Origin of the sequence: Streptomyces sp. NPDC091272, from assembly GCF_044757485.1 — a bacterium.
Lineage (GTDB): Bacteria > Actinomycetota > Actinomycetes > Streptomycetales > Streptomycetaceae > Streptomyces.
On the sequence record NZ_JBIVVC010000006.1, the window covers coordinates 69236 to 85356 of the forward strand.

A 16121-nucleotide genomic window follows, 5' to 3' on the forward strand; every position below is an offset into this window, starting at 1 on the left:
ATGGTCCACCGCCCCGCGCCCCCGGGATACAGGGCCGGGCGCAGTTTCCGTGCCCCCGGGCCGGTGGCCTCCTGTGCCTTGCTCCTGTCGCGAGTGCGTCAGGAGCGGCCAGGCGGGCACACGAGGTCCATGTCCGGAGAACACGCACGTCCCACGAGCGCACTCTTCCGTTCCGGCCCCGGCCGCGAGGCTCCACCGCACGAGGCGCGGCACGGACGCCGCAAGGGGCTCGGCGGGCGGCTGCGCCGAAGGATCCTCGCCTACCGCGACATCGAGTTCCTCTCCACCCGGATCCCCGACGAACCCGGCACCGGCACCGGCACCGATGAGAAACCCGGTCCAGGCACCGGTACCAGCACCGGGGCCAGCGACGGCCCCGGCCGCAGTCCCGGCCCCGGTCCCGGTCCCGGCCCCGGCCCCGGCCCCGGCCCCGGCCCCGGCAACAGCGAGTGCCTCCTCCTGGTCCACATCCGCAAGGTCGTCGGACAGGTCCACTACCGGCTCTGCACCACCTGCGAGGAGGGCGTGATCACCGGTGTCGACATCGACGAGCGCTTCCTCTCCAGCGGACTGCCCACCCGCGCCCTGTCACACCTGCACTCCCGTCACCCGGGCATCACCTGGCGCAGCACGCTGACCCTGCGCACCACACGTGACCTGCTGCGCCGCATGCGTATCCCCACCACCGCGCCCGGCACCGCATGCGTCCATGCCCGCGCCCGCGCCCTGCCCGAGTAGGACAGCCGACCCCCGGCCCGCCGACTGGCTGCGAGGACCGTGACGGGGTGCGGCCGGGGCCGTACCCGGGCAGAGTTGGTCGCGAGGTCACGCCGACGGCGCACCGGCCGCGAGGCCCCACCGTCGGCCGGAAAGCCACTGAACTGACGTGAGGTGCTCTCGCGGAACCGGGACGGTCAATGTTTTGCAGGCAGGACACCGACGACGCGGGCGACCTGCTCGGCAGGCTCGGGGAGCTGACCACCCAGGCCAGGGAACTCGCGAAGATGCAGCGTTCCCGGGTCGAACTCGCGGTGGCACTCCAGCGCGGCATGCTGCCGCAGACACTTCCGGACCCGCCCGGCATCCGGCTCGCCGCGGGTTACATGCCCGCCCATCACGGGCTGAACGTCGGCGGGGACTGGTACGACGCCTTCACCATGCCCGACGGGCGCATCGGTCTGTCCATCGGAGACGTCCAGGGGCACAACATCGAGGCCGCCGCCTTCATGGGGCAGGTCCGGGTGGGCCTGCGCGCGCTGGCCCATGTGACGAACGATCCGGGCGAACTGCTCACCCGTACCAACGACCTCCTGGTGTCCTTGGGCGCGGACCTCTTCGCCACCTGCATCTTCCTCCGGCTCGATCCGGCCACCGGCGTCCTGGAATGCGCACGGGCCGGCCACATCCCGCACATCTGGGCCACGGCGGACGGCCGGTCCGGTGTCGACGAGGGAGAGTGCGGTCCCCCGCTCGGCGTACTCGAAGGCGCCGAGTACCCGGTGGTCTGCCACCGGCTCACCACGGGTGGCGTGGTGGTGCTGCTGACCGACGGGGTGGTGGAGGGTCCTTCGCTGAGCCTCGACGAGGGGCTGCACCGGGTGACGAGGCTCGCCGAGATCACCGCCGCTGCCGGACTGGGCATCAAGGCCCTCGTTGACGGCGTGATGAGGCTGGCGGACACGGTGGGACACGAGGACGATGCCGCCGTTCTCGTCATCGGCCACGACGGCGGCGCGATGTAGCGGAGTCCCGGGGACGGCGTGCGGGGTTCGCGGGGACGGCGTGTGAGGCTCCCGGGGACGCGTGCGGGGCCTCAGGGACAGCGTGCGGGGCTCGCAGGGACGGCGTGGGGGGCTCGCAGGGACAGCGTGCGGGGCCTCGGGGACAGCGTGCGGGGCTCGCAGGGACAGCGTGCGGGGCTCGCAGGAGGGTGTACGTACCCTTCGATCACCGTGCGTACCTCGCGGACGGGCGCCGACGCTCGCATGGCCGAAACGCTCCGCCCGGTGTCGAATGGCTGCTGTGTTGGTGACCCGACGATTTCGCCTGCCCTCCGTACCGGTGACCCGACGATTTCCTCGGTCATCGGAGACAGTCCTCAAGACGCTGGCCGTAGCTCTGCTGTACTACGTGTCCGGGCGTCTGGGTCTGCTCGGCGGGCTCACCGTCGAAAGTGCGACCGTCACCCCCATCTGGCCGCCCACCGGCGTCGCGGTCGCCGCTCTGCTCGTCTACGGCCTGTCGGTCTGGCCGGGGATCGCCGTGGGCTCCTTCCTCGTCATCGCCTCCCTCACCACGCCCCAGCCCGCCACCCTGGTCACCATGGCGGGCAACACCCTGGCCCCGATCTGCGCCTGTCTGATGCTGCGCGCAGTCGGTTTCCGGCCCGGAGTCTCGCGTGTGCGGGACGGTCTGGCCCTGGTGTTCCTGGGCGGGCTCGGTGCCATGCTGCTCAGCGCGACGACCGGGGTCGGGGTGCAGGTGGTGACGGGCTCGCTCCGGACGGCGGACTTCTGGTCCGTATGGCTTGCCTGGTGGGTGGGCGACGCGATGGGGGTCCTGCTCGTCACTCCGCTCCTGCTGGTGCTGATGGGAGCGGCGGGACCGCTGAAGCTGAAGCGCTGGAAGGAGATGGTGTGCCTGGGCATCGCGGCCGTGATCATCGTGCCGCTGGCGGTACTGGGTGAGATGAGCCTGCTCTTTCTGGTCTTTCCGCTGCTCATCTGGGCCGCGTTGCGTTTCCAGCTGGCCGGGAGCATGGTGTGCGCGCTGTTCGCATCCGTGCTCACCACCTTCGAGGCGAATACGCAGCACGGCGCCTTCGTCGGCCTGTCCCCCAACGAGATCATGGTCAAACTGCAGGCCTTCAACGGGGCGGCGGCACTGACAGCGCTGCTGTTGTCGGCGATGGTCGCGGATCAGCGCGCGACCCGGCGATCGGTGCAGAGCGCCTGCCGGGAACTCGCCGAGGTCCTGGAGCACCTCGCCGCGGGTGAATCGCCCCCCGATCTCCCTGCCGGACAGGCCCCCTCCCCCTCCGCCTCCCCCCGCGGCGCCATCCGCGGCGAACCGCCGACGGACGGCGACCCGAAACTTACGCCGCCGTAGCGCGGAACGTGCTGGGGCTCAGGCCCCGGTGACGTTTGAACGCGGCGCTGAAGCCGAAGGCGTCGGCGTAGCCGACGGACCTGCCGATCTGCGCGATGCTGAGGTCCGTGTCGGCCAGCAGCGTCTCCGCCTCGTCCATGCGGCACTCGGTGAGGTAGGCGAGGGGCGGGCGGCCCATCAGCTGGGTGAAGCGTTTGGCGAACAGGGCGCGGGAGACACCAGCTCGCGCGGCCAGCGAAGCCACCGTCCAGGCGCCGGCGGGCCGGTCGTGGAAGGCTTGCAGGGCGGGGGCGAGAACCGGGTCGGCGAGACCCCGGTACCAGCTCGGCGCGTCGGCGCCGGCCTGGTCGAACCAGTTACGCAACGTGCAGACCAGGGCCCAGTCGAGGAGCCGGTCCATCAACGCCTGGGAACCGGCCGTGAGTTGGGCGGCGTCGGCCGCGGCCTGCTCCAGCCACGCGCAGACCTCCGCGTCCTCGGTGACCACGAGGACGGGCGGCAGGGCGCGCAGCAGCCGCTCGTGGCGGTGGCCCGCGGCGCGGTAGGCACCCACGATCAGCGCGGTCGCTTCCCTGGACTCGGCGCCCCACCGGATACCGCTGAGCTCCTGGCCGCCGCACTCGGGATCGGTGAAGCAGGCGATCTCGTACGTGGTGTGCGCGCCGAGGACCGCGGCGGGGTGGTCCGCGAGATGGAACGGCGCGGGGCCGCGCACGACGGCGGTGTCACCCGCTTCGACCGCGCGCCGAGTGCCGTCGGGCAGCAGCAGGGTGCCCCCGCCGCGCAGCACGCTGATCATGGTGAGCGGTGCGGCGTCGGCGAAGCGGATGGCCCAGGGGGCCGACAGTACGGCGTGAGTGACGACCGAGCCCTCGGCCCGTATGCCACTCAGCAATGAACTCAGAGGATCCACGGAACGCATCGTAGACGATCTCCTATGTTCTGGAGCGTTTCTCCTATGGATCATCTACGCCGCCGCGACTGTACTGGAGACATCGCACCGCCCAGGACCTGCCGAGACCCGGCCGACACCCATCGGAGTCACCGTGACACAGCACGACAGCCACGACAGCCACGCCAGGAACGCCCTCGTCGTCGTCGCACACCACCGCACCGATTCCCTGACCGCGCACACGGCCCGCCGCGCGGTCGCCAGGCTCGAAGCCGCCGGGTACCGCGTCGACCTGCTCGACCTGCACGCCGAGGGGTTCGACCCCCGGATGAACGAGGCGGACCAGCCGGACTGGAGCAACCGGGAGAAGCCGTACTCGGCCGAGGTGCACGCCCACATGCGGCGCGTCCTCGACGCCGACGCGATCGTCGCCGTCTTCCCGGTGTACTGGCAGTCCGTGCCTGCCATACTCAAGGGCTGGATCGACCGCGTCTGGACCTACGGTTTCGCCTACGGCCGCAGCAAGCCCCGCCTCGCCGGCAAGCGCATCCTGTGGCTGGGCCTCGCGGGCGCCACGAGCGACGACCCCGTGGTGGCCGGCATACAGAGCATCCTGGAGACGAACCTGAGCGAGGGCATCGCCTACTACTGCGGCTTCTCCCGCTCCACCGTTGCTCTGCTCACCGACGCGGAGGAGCGCCCGCAACGCGTCGACGCCGAGGGCAACCTGCGAGTCGGCGACGCGGTCGCGGGAACGGCACGGGAGAAGCAGTACGCCGAACTCGACGAGCGCGCACGGGAGTTCGTGGAGAAGTTCGCCGCCGACGAGTCCGCGGTCAGCGCCTGACCGCCGAGGACACGCCGAGGCGGCCAACCTGTCGGCGCCGCGCACACACTCCGCCGCACACCGACGGCACCCCTCCTGGCCCGCACCGGCCGACGACGGACCCCATCCCCGTCGCCCGCACCGGCCCACCCGCGCACACCGGACGAAAAGCCCCCCTTCGTCCGGTGTGCGTTGCCGTCGTGGCCCGTGGCGCCCGCTTTGGAGCATTCGTTTTCTTGCTCGTAGCTTCTGCCTAAGTGCTTGCGCGTTGCCTCAGGTTCCTTGACCCGTCGGCCTGCGGCGACCTAATTTCGAACAGATCAACCCGTGAGCCGTCGAGCCGGAAGGAGGCGAAGTCGGATGTCGATCATCTCCGACCTGCAGCGCCTCGTCCGGCGCGCCGCCTGGGTGCCGGGGCGGGTGGCACACGGCTGCTGACGCGGCCCCTCCGCCGGCCCGCCGATTCGCGGCTCCCCGGCATCTCTTGACTCTCTCCCCTGCCTGCGGCACGGCGCGCGCCTCCTCGCGTGCCGGTCTGCGCACCCGTTTACTCGGGACGCGCCACCGAAGGCTGCGCCACCGAACAAAGAAAGCTCCTGAAATGGCCACTTTGGCGATTAGGTCGACTGCGCACCAAAAAGAGGTTCTGCCATGGTAAGCGCGCGAATCACGGTCAACGGGAACGAAACCCCTCTTGCTCCGGACGCACCCCACACCACCGTGCTCGACTTCCTCCGCGAGCGTGGCCTCACCGGCACCAAGGAGGGCTGTGCCGAGGGTGAGTGCGGTGCCTGTTCGGTGCTGGTGGCCCGTCCCGGTGTCGACCGGCCCACCGACTGGGTGGCGGTCAACGCCTGCCTGATCCCGGCCGCTGCGCTCGACGGCCAGGAGGTCATCACCTCCGAGGGCCTCGCCACCCCCGGCGAGGCAGGCACGCCCGCCACGCTGCACCCGGTGCAGGAGGAGATGGCGGTCCGCGGCGGTTCCCAGTGCGGTTACTGCACCCCCGGCTTCATCTGCAGCATGGCCTCGGAGTACTACCGGCCCGACCGCTGCGCGCACGACGCGTCGGCCGACACCAGCGACGCCGCCGGGACGACGGACGACGGCTCCGACCCCGAGCACGGGCCGAACGGCTTCGACCTGCACTCGCTGAGCGGAAACCTCTGCCGCTGCACGGGCTACCGCCCCATCCGCGACGCCGCGTACGCCGTCGGCGAGCCTGCCGAGGACGACCCGCTGGCCCAGCGCCGCGAGCAGTCCCCGCCGGCCCCGGCCGCCACCGCGTACACCCAGGGCGACAGCACCTTCCTGCGGCCCGCCACCCTCGACGAGACCGTCCGGCTGCTGCGCGAGCGCCCGGAGGCGGTCCTCGTCGCCGGCAGTACGGACTACGGCGTCGAGGTCAACATCCGCTCCCGCCGGGACACTTGCGTCGTCGCCATCGACCGGCTGCCCGAACTGCGGGAGCTGCGCGTCGAGTCCGACTACCTGGAGATCGGCGCGGCGGTCACGCTCACCGAGATCGAGCGCCGTCTCGACGGGACCGTACCGCTGCTGGCGGAGCTGTTCCCGCAGTTCGCCTCCCGGCTGATCCGCAACGGCGCCACCCTCGGCGGCAACCTCGGTACCGGCTCGCCCATCGGCGACAGCCCGCCGGTACTGCTCGCGCTGGAGGCCTCGCTCGTACTCGCGGACGCCGACGGCGAGCGCGTGGTGCCGCTGGCCGACTACTTCACCGGCTACCGGCAGAGCGTGCGCCGCCCGGACGAGCTGATCCGCGCGGTGCGCATCCCGACGCCGCTGTCCCGGGTCACCGCCTTCCACAAGATCGCCAAGCGGCGCTTCGACGACATCTCCAGCGTCGCCGTGGCCTTCGCGCTCGACATCGAGGGCGGCATCGTCCGCAAGGCCCGCATCGGTCTGGGCGGCGTCGCCGCCACGCCGATCCGCTCCCTCGCCACCGAGGCGGCGCTGGAGGGCAAGCCCTGGACCCGCGAGTCCGTCGAGGCCGCCGCCCGCGTACTGCGCGGCGAGGGCACGCCGATGAGCGACCACCGTGCCAGCTCCCTCTACCGTTCCGCGATGCTCGGCACGAGCCTGCGGAAGCTCTACGCCCAGACCACCGAGGCGGTTTCGTCATGAGCCATCTGTCCGAACGCCCCGAAAAGCCGACCGTCGGCGTCTCCATGCCGCACGAGAGCGCCTACCAGCACGTCACCGGCACCGCGCTCTACACCGACGACCTCATCCACCGGACCAAGGACGTCCTGCACGCCTACCCGGTCCAGGTGATGAAGGCGCACGGCCGCATCACCGCGCTGCGCACCGAGCCCGCGCTCGCCGTGCCCGGCGTGGTCCGCGTGCTGACCGGCGCCGACGTGCCCGGCGAGAACGACGCCGGCATGAAGCACGACGAGCCGCTCTTCCCCGACGAGGTCATGTTCCACGGCCACGCCGTCGCCTGGGTGCTCGGCGAGACCCTGGAGGCCGCCCGCATCGGTGCGGCGGCCGTCGAGGTCGAACTCGACGAGAAGCCCGCGATCGTCACCGTGCAGGAGGCGATCGAGGCGGAGAGCTTCCACGGCGCCCGCCCGCACATGGAGACCGGTGACATCGACGCCGGTTTCGCCGACTCGGCGCACGTGTTCACCGGCGAGTTCACCTTCGCCGGGCAGGAGCACTTCTACCTGGAGACGCACGCGGCGCTCGCCCTGATCGACGAGGGCGGCCAGCTGTTCATCCAGTCCAGCACCCAGCACCCCTCCGAGACGCAGGAGATCGTCTCGCACGTCCTCGGCGTCCCGGCGCACGAGATCACCGTGCAGTGCCTGCGCATGGGCGGCGGCTTCGGCGGCAAGGAGATGCAGCCGCACGGGTTCGCGGCCATCGCCGCGCTCGGCGCGAAGCTCACGGGCCGCCCGGTGCGGTTCCGGCTCAACCGCACCCAGGACCTCACCATGTCCGGCAAGCGGCACGGCTTCCACTCCTCGTGGAAGATCGGCTTCGACGCCGAGGGCCGCATCCAGGCCCTCGACGCCACGCTGACCGCCGACGGCGGCTGGAGCCTGGACCTCTCCGAGCCGGTGCTGGCCCGCGCGCTGTGCCACATCGACAACACGTACTGGATCCCCAACGCCCGGGTCGCCGGCCGCATCGCGAAGACCAACACGGTCTCCAACACGGCCTTCCGCGGCTTCGGCGGCCCCCAGGGCATGCTCGTGATCGAGGACATCCTCGGTCGCGTCGCGCCGCTGCTCGGCCTGGACCCGATGGAGCTGCGGGAGCGCAACTTCTACCAGCCCGGCCAGGGCCAGACCACCCCGTACGGACAGCTGGTCACCCAGGCCGACCGGATCTCCGCCGTCTGGGAGCAGGTGAAGGAGAACGGCGACATCGCCGACCGCAAGCGCGAGATCGCCGCGTTCAACGCCGCGCACCCGCACACCAAGCGGGCGCTGGCGCTGACCGGCATCAAGTTCGGCATCTCGTTCAACCTCACCGCCTTCAACCAGGGCGGCGCGCTGGTGCTGATCTACAAGGACGGCTCCGTCCTGATCAACCACGGCGGCACCGAGATGGGCCAGGGCCTGCACACCAAGATGATGCAGGTGGCAGCGACGACGCTGGGCATCCCGCTGCACAAGGTGCGGCTCGCCCCGACGCGTACGGACAAGGTGCCCAACACCTCCGCCACCGCCGCCAGCGCGGGCGCGGACCTCAACGGCGGGGCGATCAAGAACGCCTGCGAGCAGCTGCGCGAGCGGCTGCACCAGGTGGCCGGCAGCCAGCTCGGCGCCAACGCCTCGGACGTACGCATCGTCGAGGGCGTCGCCCGGGTCCTGGGCAGCGACAAGGAGCTGGCCTGGGACGACCTGGTGCGCACCGCGTACTTCCAGCGGGTGCAGCTCTCGGCGGCCGGCTTCTACCGGACCGAGGGGCTCCACTGGGACGCGAAGGCCTTCCGCGGCACGCCGTTCAAGTACTTCTCCAACGGCGCCGCCGCGACCGAGGTCGAGGTGGACGGCTTCACCGGCGCGTACCGGATCCGGCGCGTGGACATCGTGCACGACGTCGGCGACAGCCTCTCCCCGATGATCGACATCGGTCAGGTCGAGGGCGGGTTCGTGCAGGGCGCGGGCTGGCTGACGCTGGAGGACCTGCGCTGGGACACCAGTGACGGCCCGCACCGCGGCCGGCTCCAGACGCAGGCGGCGAGCACGTACAAGCTGCCGAGCTTCTCGGAGATGCCCGAGGAGTTCCACGTCACGCTGATGGAGAACGCCACCGAGGAAGGCGCGGTGTACGGCTCCAAGGCCGTCGGCGAGCCGCCCCTCATGCTGGCGTTCTCGGTACGCGAGGCGCTGCGGCAGGCCGCCGCCGCGTTCGGTCCCGCCGGCGCGAGCGTGGAGCTCGCCTCCCCGGCCACTCCGGAGGCGGTGTACTGGGCCATCGAGTCGACCCGCGAGGGCCACGAGGAAGCCGCGTCCGCGACCCGGGGCAACACCAGCACCAGCGCGCTCAGCAATGCCTGACATGACCTGGGTGGCCGCGGTCGCGCGGTTGCGGGAACGCCGGGAGACCGGCGTGCTCGTGACCGTCGCGACCGTACGCGGCCACGCCCCCCGCAAGGCCGGCGCCAAACTCGTCGTGGGGCGGACACAGGCGTGGGGTTCCATCGGCGGCGGCAACATCGAGGCCGTCGCGATCGACCGGGCGCGCGAGCTGATCGACGTCTCGCGTGCGGAGCCGGAACTGATGGAGTTCGCCCTCAACGACAAGGCGTCGGGGCCGCACGGCGTGCAGTGCTGCGGCGGAGCCGTCACCGTGCTGCTGGAACCGCTGCCCGTGGTCCCGGCGGTGGCCGTCTTCGGCGTCGGGCACGTCGGCATGGAGCTGGCCCGCATCCTGGCCCGCCACGACCTGGATCTGCATCTGGTCGACACCCGTCCTGAGATGGTGTCCGAGGAGCGGCTCGCCGTCCTCTCGGACGCGGTGGCGCAGGTGCACGCGCACCATGTGCCCCTCCTCCCCGAGGAGGTGCTCGCGGAGCTGGCGCCCGGCACCCACGTCCTGATCATGACCCACGACCACGCCGAGGACGCCGCCCTGTGCGACGCCGCTCTGCGTACTCCGGGGCTCGGCCCGATCGGGCTGATCGGGTCCTCCGCCAAGTGGTCGAGGTTCCGCAAGCGCCTCGCCGAGGAGGGCGGCCACGCCGACGCCACGATCGACCGGATCAGGACGCCGATCGGGCTGGCGGACATCACCGGCAAGGAACCCGCCACCATCGCGGTGAGCGTGGCGGCGGGTCTGCTCCTGGCCTTCCAGGAGAACGGCGAACAGCCCTAGGCCGTCGTCCGGTCCGGGTCGTCGCGCGGGGTCGCCAGGCGCAGCCAGCGGTACCCGTACGGTTCCAGGTCGAGCCGCAGCCGTCCGCCGTCCCCGGTGCTGTGCGTGGCGCCGGTGAGGATGTCGGTGAGTTCGGCCTTCGCGCCCGCGTCGGGCACGGACAGGGTGGCCGTGGCGGCCTCGGCGGAGAAGTTGTGCACCGCGATCACCGTGCCCTCCGGCAGCGAGCTGACGTGGGCCAGGACAGCCGTGTCCCCGCTGTCCAGCAGCTCGAAATCGCCCCAGGCCAGTTCCGGCGACTCCCGGTAGCGCTCGATGAGGCGCCGCATGTGGGCGAGGAAGGAGCCGGGGTCGCGGGACTGGTCGTGCACGTTGATGTCCGCCGGTCCGAAGGCACCGTCGGCGACCGGGTTGGGGAAGTGGGCGGGGTCGGCCGTGGAGAAGCCGCCGTGCTCGTCCGCGGTCCACTGCATGGGCGTACGCACCGCCTGGCGGCCATCGGCGGCCAGGTTCTCGCCCATGCCGATCTCCTCGCCGTAGAACAGGACGGGGGTGCCGGGCAGTGTGAACAGCAGGCTGTAGGCGAGTTCGAGGCGGCGCCGGTCGCCGTCGACCATCGGCGGCAGCCGCCGGCGCAGTCCGCGGTCGTAGAGCTGCATGTCCTTCTCCGGGCCGAACGCCGCGAAGACCTCGGCCCGTTCGGCGTCGGACAGCTTGTCCAGGGTCAGCTCGTCGTGGTTGCGCACGAAGGTGGCCCAGTGCGCGTCCCGCGGCGCCGCCGGGCGCTCGCGCAGGGACCGGGCCAGCGGGGCGGCATCGCCGCGGGCCAGCGACAGGTACATCTGCTGCATGCCGATGAAGTCGAAGCACATGGTCAGCTCGTCGCCCCGGCCGGAGCTGGGTTCGCCGAAGAAGAGCGCGGTGTCGTCGTAGGGCAGGTTGACCTCGCCGAGCAGGACCGCGTCGCCGCTGCGCCGGCCCAGGAAGGCGCGCAGGTCGGCCAGGTACTCGTGCGGGTCCGGGAGCTGACCGGCGTCCTGCTGGCCGTCGGTCTCCAGGAGGAAGGGCACCGCGTCCACCCGGAAGCCGGACAGGCCCAGCTGGGTCCAGAAGCCCATGATCCGGGCTATCTCGTCGCGGACGCGGGGGTTGGCGATGTTCAGGTCGGGCTGCTGCTTGTAGAAGCGGTGCAGGTAGTACTGGCCGGTGGCGTCGTCGTACTCCCACACGCTGTCCTCGGCGTCGGGGAAGACCACGTCCTTCGGGCCGTCCTCGGGCGGCTCGTCGCGCCACACGTACCAGTCGCGGTGGGCCGAGTCCTTCGAGGAGCGGGCGTCCTGGAACCAGGGGTGCTCCCGGGAGGTGTGGTTGACCACCAGGTCGGCGATGACCCGGATGCCCCGGTCGCGGGCCGTACGGACGAACTCGGTGAAGTCGCCCAGGGTGCCCAGGCGGGGGTCGACCCCGTAGAAGTCGGTGATGTCGTAGCCGTCGTCGCGCTCACGGGTCGGGTAGAAGGGCATCAGCCACACACAGGTGACGCCCAGGCGCACCAGGTGGTCGATGCGCTGGGTGAGGCCGGCGAAGTCGCCGGTGCCGTCGCCGTCGCCGTCCTGGTACGTCTCCACGTCCAGGCAGTACACGACGGCGTTCTTCCACCACAGGTCGGACGTTCGGGTGAGCCTCATCGGGAACCGCCTGCCGAGTAGGAGGGTGCGCGGGTGACGTCGAGCTGGGGCAGCACCTTGGCGCCGAACGCGTCGAGGAAGGCGCCCTGTTCCTGGCCGACGTGGTGCACCATGACCGCGTCGAAGCCGAGGTCGGCGTACTCCTGGAGCCAGGCGGTGTGCCGCCCGAGGTCGGCCGACACGTTGACCGAGCGGGCCACCTGCTCGGGCGTGACGTGCTCGCTGACCAGGTCGAAGACCTCTGCGGAGTCCAGGTCCCAACTGGCGGGCGGGCCATGCACGTTGGTACGCCACTGGTCGTGGGCCAGCGCGAGGGCGCTCTCCTCGTCGGGTGCCCAGCTCACATGGACCTGGAGGTGCAGCGGGCCCGCCCCGCCGGCCGACCGGTACGCGTCGACGATCCGGCGCAGCTGTTCGACGGGCGCGTTCACCGTGATGAGCCCGTCCGCCCACTGTGCGCACCAGCGGGCGGTCGCCTCGCTGCACGCGGCTCCGACCAGCGGCGGCACCTGCTCGGGGCGGGTCCACAGCCGGGCCCGGTCCACGGTCACCAGGCCGTCGTGGCTGACCTCCTCGCCCCGCAGCAGCGCCCGGATCACGTCGACGCACTCCCGCAGCCGGGCGTTACGGACGTCCTTGCGGGGCCAGGGCGCGCCCGTGATGTGCTCGTTGGACGCCTCGCCGCTGCCGAGCGCGGCCCAGAACCTGCCCGGGTACATCGACGCCAGGCTGCCGATCGCCTGCGCCACGATCGCGGGGTGGTAGCGCTGGCCGGGCGCGTTCACCACCCCGAAGGGAATGCTCTCGGTGGCTTGCAGGGCGGCCCCCAGCCACGACCACGCGAACCCCGACTCGCCCTGGCGCGCGCTCCAGGGCGAGAAGTGGTCCGAGCACATCGCAGCGGTGAAGCCGACCTGTTCTGCCTGGACGGCGGCCGCCAACAGGGCGGCAGGGGGCGCCTGTTCGTGCGAGGCATGGAATCCGTAGACGGTCATGGGCTGCGCGTGCCCCCGATGCCGGGGATCATCGGCGCCGGCCGGAGAGGATCACCCGGCGCCGGGCGCCGCCCCGCGCAGCACCCGCGCCTCCCAGGGCGCCAGCACGAGGTCGCCGGCCTGCCCACGGTTCGGCGGGCCCTCGCCCGCGAGGTCAGAGGAGGGCGGGGAAACCGGGGAGGGCGGCGAGTCCTGGGACGCCGGCTGCCCCGGAACGTTCCCGAGCAGCAGCTCCGCCCCCGCCCAGCCGTCCGGCAGCGGTACCCGGACGGTGTCGCCGGTGAAGTTCCCGAGGACGAGCAGCGCGGTCTCCTCGTACGTACGCAGGAAGGCGTAGACCCTCTCGTCGTCGGGCAGCAGGAGCGTGAAGTCGCCGTGGACGACGGCCGGTTCGGTGTGGCGCAGCTCGATGAGGCGCCGGTAGTGGTGGTACACCGAGTCCGGCGCGGCGCGCTCGGCCTCGGCGTTGATCTCGGTGTGGTTCGGGTTCACCGGCAGCCACGGGGTGCCGGTGGTGAATCCGGCGTGCGGGGAGGCGTCCCACTGCATCGGGGTGCGCGCGTTGTCCCGGCCCATGGCCCGCAGCCCGCGCAGGACGTCATCGGGGTCGGCGCCGGCCGCGACGGCCTCGGTGTGGTGGTTGCGGGACTCCAGGTCCGCGAAGTCCTCGACGGAGGCGAACGGGGCGTTGGTCATGCCCAGTTCCTCGCCCTGGTAGATGTACGGAGTGCCCTGGTGCAGGTGCAGGACGGTGGCCAGCATCGTCGCCGAACGCCTGCGGTGGGCGGGTGAGTCGTCGCCGAACCGGGAGACCGCGCGGGGCTGGTCGTGGTTGTTCCAGTACAGGCTGTTCCACCCGGTCCCGGCCAGCCCCGTCTGCCAGCGCGCCAGGGACGCCTTGAGGTCGGTCAGGCGCAGCGGACGCGGGTCGAACTTGTCCCGGCCGTGATCGAGGCCGACGTGCTCGAACTGGAAGACCATGTCCAGTTCGCGGCGCGCGGGGTCGGTGAAGAGGCGGGCCTGCTCGACCGTGACCCCCGGCATCTCCCCGACGCACAGCAGCCGGCCGGGTCGGTGCGCCATGACCTCGCGGTGCATCTCCGCCAGGTGCTCGTGCACGCGCGGGCCGCACAGGTACGAGGGCGAGCCGTCACCGAACGGCCCGTCGCCCTGCACCACACCGTCCGGCAGGGCGGGGTCCTTGGAGATCAGGTTGACGACGTCCATCCGGAAGCCGTCCACGCCACGCTCCAGCCACCAGCGCATCATCGCGTACACGGCCTGCCTGACCTGGGGATTCTCCCAGTTGAGATCCGGTTGCCGGGACGAGAAGAGGTGCAGGTAGTAGGCGTTCGAGCGGTCGTCGTACGTCCAGGCGGGTCCTGAGAAGAACGAACCCCAGTTGTTCGGCTCGCGCCCGTCGCGCGGTGAGCGCCAGAAGTACCAGTCCCGCTTCGCGCTCGCCGGGTCGCGGGACTCCTGGAACCAGGCGTGGGCGTCGGAGGTGTGGTTGACCACGAGGTCCATCACCAGCCGCATGCCCCGTTCGTGCACGGCCGCCAGGAGCCGGTCGAACGTCTCCAGATCGCCGAAGACGGGGTCGATGTCCTGGTAGTCACTGATGTCGTAGCCGTTGTCGGCCTGCGGCGACGGGTACACCGGCGACAGCCACACCACGTCGACGCCCAGAGCGGCGATGTGGTCCAGCCGGTCGGCGATCCCTGCGAGGTCGCCGATGCCGTCGCCGTCGGAGTCGGCGAAGCTGCGGGGGTACACCTGGTAGACGACCGCGGATTTCCACCACGCGTCGCTTTCCACCCCGCTGCCGCTACCGTCGGCCGCCTCTGACGCCTCTGACGCCTCTGCCGAAACCTTGCCCGTCATGCGGTTCTGCCTTCCGTCCGGCAATGGTTCGGGTTTCCCTACCCGGCCGGGACGGTTGTAACGGGATCGGCGTGCTCGGCATCGGCGTGCTCAGCGCCGCGGCGGTGGGACGGCGACCGCGGCGGCCACGGTGTCGTAACGGCGCAGGACCATGTCGAGACCGGTGATCTTCAGGATGGTCAGCACCGACGGCGGCAGCCCCACCACCCGGAAGTCGCCCGCCTGGTGGGCGCGGGCCAGAACGGTCAGGAAGGAGGAGTCCGCGAAGGTGACGTGCCGGGTGTCCAGCACGAGCACGGACGCGGCCCTGGCCGCGTCGTCGAGGGCCTGGCGCAGAGCAGGGGTGGTGTTGGCGTCCAGGTCACCGGACGCCACCAGCACGCACGCCTGCCCCAGTTGGTACTGGCCCATCACCCCGTGGCCCGTGGTGACGGGAGGGGGCGGGGGCGTGGAGTCGTCGGGGGACGGAAGCGGATCGGGCACCGCCGCAAGATACCTATAACTGGCAACGACGACGCAACGCGGGGCGAGCCGGGCCTACGCGTCCGCTCTCCTGGCTCGCCCTCCGGCCCGCCCTCCCGGTCCGTACGGCGGGGCTTGAGCGTGTCGACGGGCTCGACCGGCCCGTCGGCGGTCAGTTGTTCATGTCCTTGTTGTAGTCCTTGGCGCACGCGTCGCGCTCGCTCTGCGTCTTGGCGTGCTGGACGCAGTCGTTGAAGCCCTTGAACTCGTCCGAGTTGAGGATCGACGCGCCCACCGCGATGATCACCACGGACGCGACGAGCCCCAGCCCGCCGAGCACCGCCCCGATGATCGCCATCGTGCGGTGCGGTGCCTGCCCGCCACGTGCCTTGCGGGCGCCGATGATGCCGAGGACCACTGCCACCACGCCGAGCAGGATGCCACCGATGACGGTCCAGAAGGACAGGATTGCCAGGATGCCGAGCACCAGCGCCGCGATCGCCATGCCGTTGCCCTGCTTCACTCCCGCGCCCGGGTGGGTCTGACCGTAATCGCTGGACGACTGGGCGCTGTTGGGGTAGGACATGCCATCACTCTCATCTCTGTTCCGTTCCGACGGAGTTGTCGTATGTGCCCCTGTGCCCGCACGGCGGCGACGAATGCGCGCCATCAGGTCACGCCCGTGTCACCGTGGCCGGAACGAGTGCGCCGGAAATGCTCTTCCCCGCCGGCCGGACGTTCCCCTAACGTGAACGGAACACGAAATGGAGCCCCTGGAGGTGAGACCGATGGACATCACTGAAATCGCCGTTGCCGCGATCACGACGGGACCCGCCTACATTGCGGTCTGCTGCGCCATGCTCCGGGACCGGCGGCAACAGCACACAGCGCCGTGCGCCCCCACCTGCGCCGAG

Annotated in this window: 13 protein-coding genes; 7 read left to right on the forward strand and 6 right to left on the reverse strand. The window is 71.2% G+C overall.

What is annotated here, in order from left to right; translation table 11 throughout:
• Positions 1-129 precede the first annotated feature (129 nt).
• The 3 genes from ACIQM4_RS18365 to ACIQM4_RS18375 all read left to right on the forward strand — a co-directional run bounded on the left by ACIQM4_RS18365 (position 130) and on the right by ACIQM4_RS18375 (position 3108).
• On the forward strand, positions 130-738 hold the full coding sequence (locus tag ACIQM4_RS18365; RefSeq protein ID WP_401592502.1) for a hypothetical protein: 609 nt from the start codon (positions 130-132) through the stop codon (positions 736-738).
• Positions 739-917: 179 nt separating this feature from the next.
• Positions 918-1742 carry a PP2C family protein-serine/threonine phosphatase gene (locus tag ACIQM4_RS18370; RefSeq protein WP_401592504.1) on the forward strand — a complete coding sequence of 275 codons (825 nt, stop codon included), beginning with the start codon at positions 918-920 and terminating at the stop codon, positions 1740-1742.
• A gap of 271 nt (positions 1743-2013) precedes the next feature.
• Complete coding sequence (locus ACIQM4_RS18375) at positions 2014-3108, forward strand: MASE1 domain-containing protein (RefSeq protein ID WP_401592506.1); 1095 nt, start codon at positions 2014-2016, stop codon at positions 3106-3108.
• Here the strand turns inward: ACIQM4_RS18375 and ACIQM4_RS18380 are convergent.
• Complete coding sequence (locus ACIQM4_RS18380; protein ID WP_401592508.1) at positions 3095-4030, reverse strand: AraC family transcriptional regulator; 936 nt, start codon at positions 4028-4030, stop codon at positions 3095-3097. The genes ACIQM4_RS18375 and ACIQM4_RS18380 overlap by 14 nt on opposite strands.
• Before the next feature lie 124 nt (positions 4031-4154).
• Here ACIQM4_RS18380 and ACIQM4_RS18385 point away from each other — a divergent pair, with 124 nt between their 5' ends.
• The 4 genes from ACIQM4_RS18385 (at position 4155) to xdhC (ending at position 10178) form a co-directional block, all read left to right on the forward strand.
• Complete coding sequence (locus ACIQM4_RS18385; protein WP_401592509.1) at positions 4155-4847, forward strand: NAD(P)H oxidoreductase; 693 nt, start codon at positions 4155-4157, stop codon at positions 4845-4847.
• Between the two features lie 630 nt (positions 4848-5477).
• The gene (locus tag ACIQM4_RS18390; RefSeq protein WP_401592511.1) at positions 5478-6971 is read left to right on the forward strand and encodes a xanthine dehydrogenase small subunit; all 1494 of its coding nucleotides are present in this window, start codon (positions 5478-5480) and stop codon (positions 6969-6971) included.
• A complete protein-coding gene (xdhB, locus tag ACIQM4_RS18395) occupies positions 6968-9361 on the forward strand; it encodes a xanthine dehydrogenase molybdopterin binding subunit (protein ID WP_401592513.1) in 2394 nt (797 codons plus the stop codon). The genes ACIQM4_RS18390 and xdhB overlap by 4 nt, the downstream gene beginning before the upstream one ends.
• Before the next feature lies 1 nt (position 9362).
• Positions 9363-10178, forward strand: coding sequence for a xanthine dehydrogenase accessory protein XdhC (gene xdhC, locus ACIQM4_RS18400; protein WP_401592515.1), 816 nt, complete (start codon positions 9363-9365; stop codon positions 10176-10178).
• On the opposite strand, the gene ACIQM4_RS18405 is transcribed toward xdhC, so the two are convergent.
• The 5 genes from ACIQM4_RS18405 to ACIQM4_RS18425 all read right to left on the reverse strand — a co-directional run bounded on the left by ACIQM4_RS18405 (position 10175) and on the right by ACIQM4_RS18425 (position 15793).
• A complete protein-coding gene (locus ACIQM4_RS18405; protein ID WP_401592517.1) occupies positions 10175-11866 on the reverse strand; it encodes an alpha-amylase family protein in 1692 nt (563 codons plus the stop codon). The two genes, xdhC and ACIQM4_RS18405, sit on opposite strands and share 4 nt — an antisense overlap.
• Positions 11863-12861 (reverse strand): TIGR03885 family FMN-dependent LLM class oxidoreductase, encoded by a 999-nt coding sequence (locus ACIQM4_RS18410; protein ID WP_401592519.1) that lies wholly within the window; start codon positions 12859-12861, stop codon positions 11863-11865. The genes ACIQM4_RS18405 and ACIQM4_RS18410 overlap by 4 nt, the downstream gene beginning before the upstream one ends.
• Positions 12862-12912: 51 nt before the next feature.
• Positions 12913-14679, reverse strand: coding sequence for an alpha-glucosidase (locus ACIQM4_RS18415; protein WP_401592521.1), 1767 nt, complete (start codon positions 14677-14679; stop codon positions 12913-12915).
• Between the two features lie 156 nt (positions 14680-14835).
• Positions 14836-15228 (reverse strand): STAS domain-containing protein, encoded by a 393-nt coding sequence (locus tag ACIQM4_RS18420; RefSeq protein ID WP_401592523.1) that lies wholly within the window; start codon positions 15226-15228, stop codon positions 14836-14838.
• A 151-nt stretch (positions 15229-15379) separates the two neighbouring features.
• Complete coding sequence (locus ACIQM4_RS18425) at positions 15380-15793, reverse strand: DUF4190 domain-containing protein (RefSeq protein ID WP_401592525.1); 414 nt, start codon at positions 15791-15793, stop codon at positions 15380-15382.
• Positions 15794-16121: the final 328 nt, after the last annotated feature.

What these genes read in the sequence shown, in the direction of transcription:
- ACIQM4_RS18365 (WP_401592502.1), top strand. Translation starts at nt 130, where the DNA reads ATGTCCGGAGAACACGCACGTCCCACGAGCGCACTCTTCCGTTCCGGC.
- ACIQM4_RS18370 (WP_401592504.1), top strand. Translation starts at nt 918, where the DNA reads ATGTTTTGCAGGCAGGACACCGACGACGCGGGCGACCTGCTCGGCAGG.
- ACIQM4_RS18375 (WP_401592506.1), top strand. Translation starts at nt 2,014, where the DNA reads ATGGCTGCTGTGTTGGTGACCCGACGATTTCGCCTGCCCTCCGTACCG.
- ACIQM4_RS18380 (WP_401592508.1), bottom strand. Translation starts at nt 4,030, where the DNA reads ATGCGTTCCGTGGATCCTCTGAGTTCATTGCTGAGTGGCATACGGGCC.
- ACIQM4_RS18390 (WP_401592511.1), top strand. Translation starts at nt 5,478, where the DNA reads ATGGTAAGCGCGCGAATCACGGTCAACGGGAACGAAACCCCTCTTGCT.
- xdhB (WP_401592513.1), top strand. Translation starts at nt 6,968, where the DNA reads ATGAGCCATCTGTCCGAACGCCCCGAAAAGCCGACCGTCGGCGTCTCC.
- xdhC (WP_401592515.1), top strand. Translation starts at nt 9,363, where the DNA reads ATGACCTGGGTGGCCGCGGTCGCGCGGTTGCGGGAACGCCGGGAGACC.
- ACIQM4_RS18405 (WP_401592517.1), bottom strand. Translation starts at nt 11,866, where the DNA reads ATGAGGCTCACCCGAACGTCCGACCTGTGGTGGAAGAACGCCGTCGTG.
- ACIQM4_RS18410 (WP_401592519.1), bottom strand. Translation starts at nt 12,861, where the DNA reads ATGACCGTCTACGGATTCCATGCCTCGCACGAACAGGCGCCCCCTGCC.
- ACIQM4_RS18425 (WP_401592525.1), bottom strand. Translation starts at nt 15,793, where the DNA reads ATGTCCTACCCCAACAGCGCCCAGTCGTCCAGCGATTACGGTCAGACC.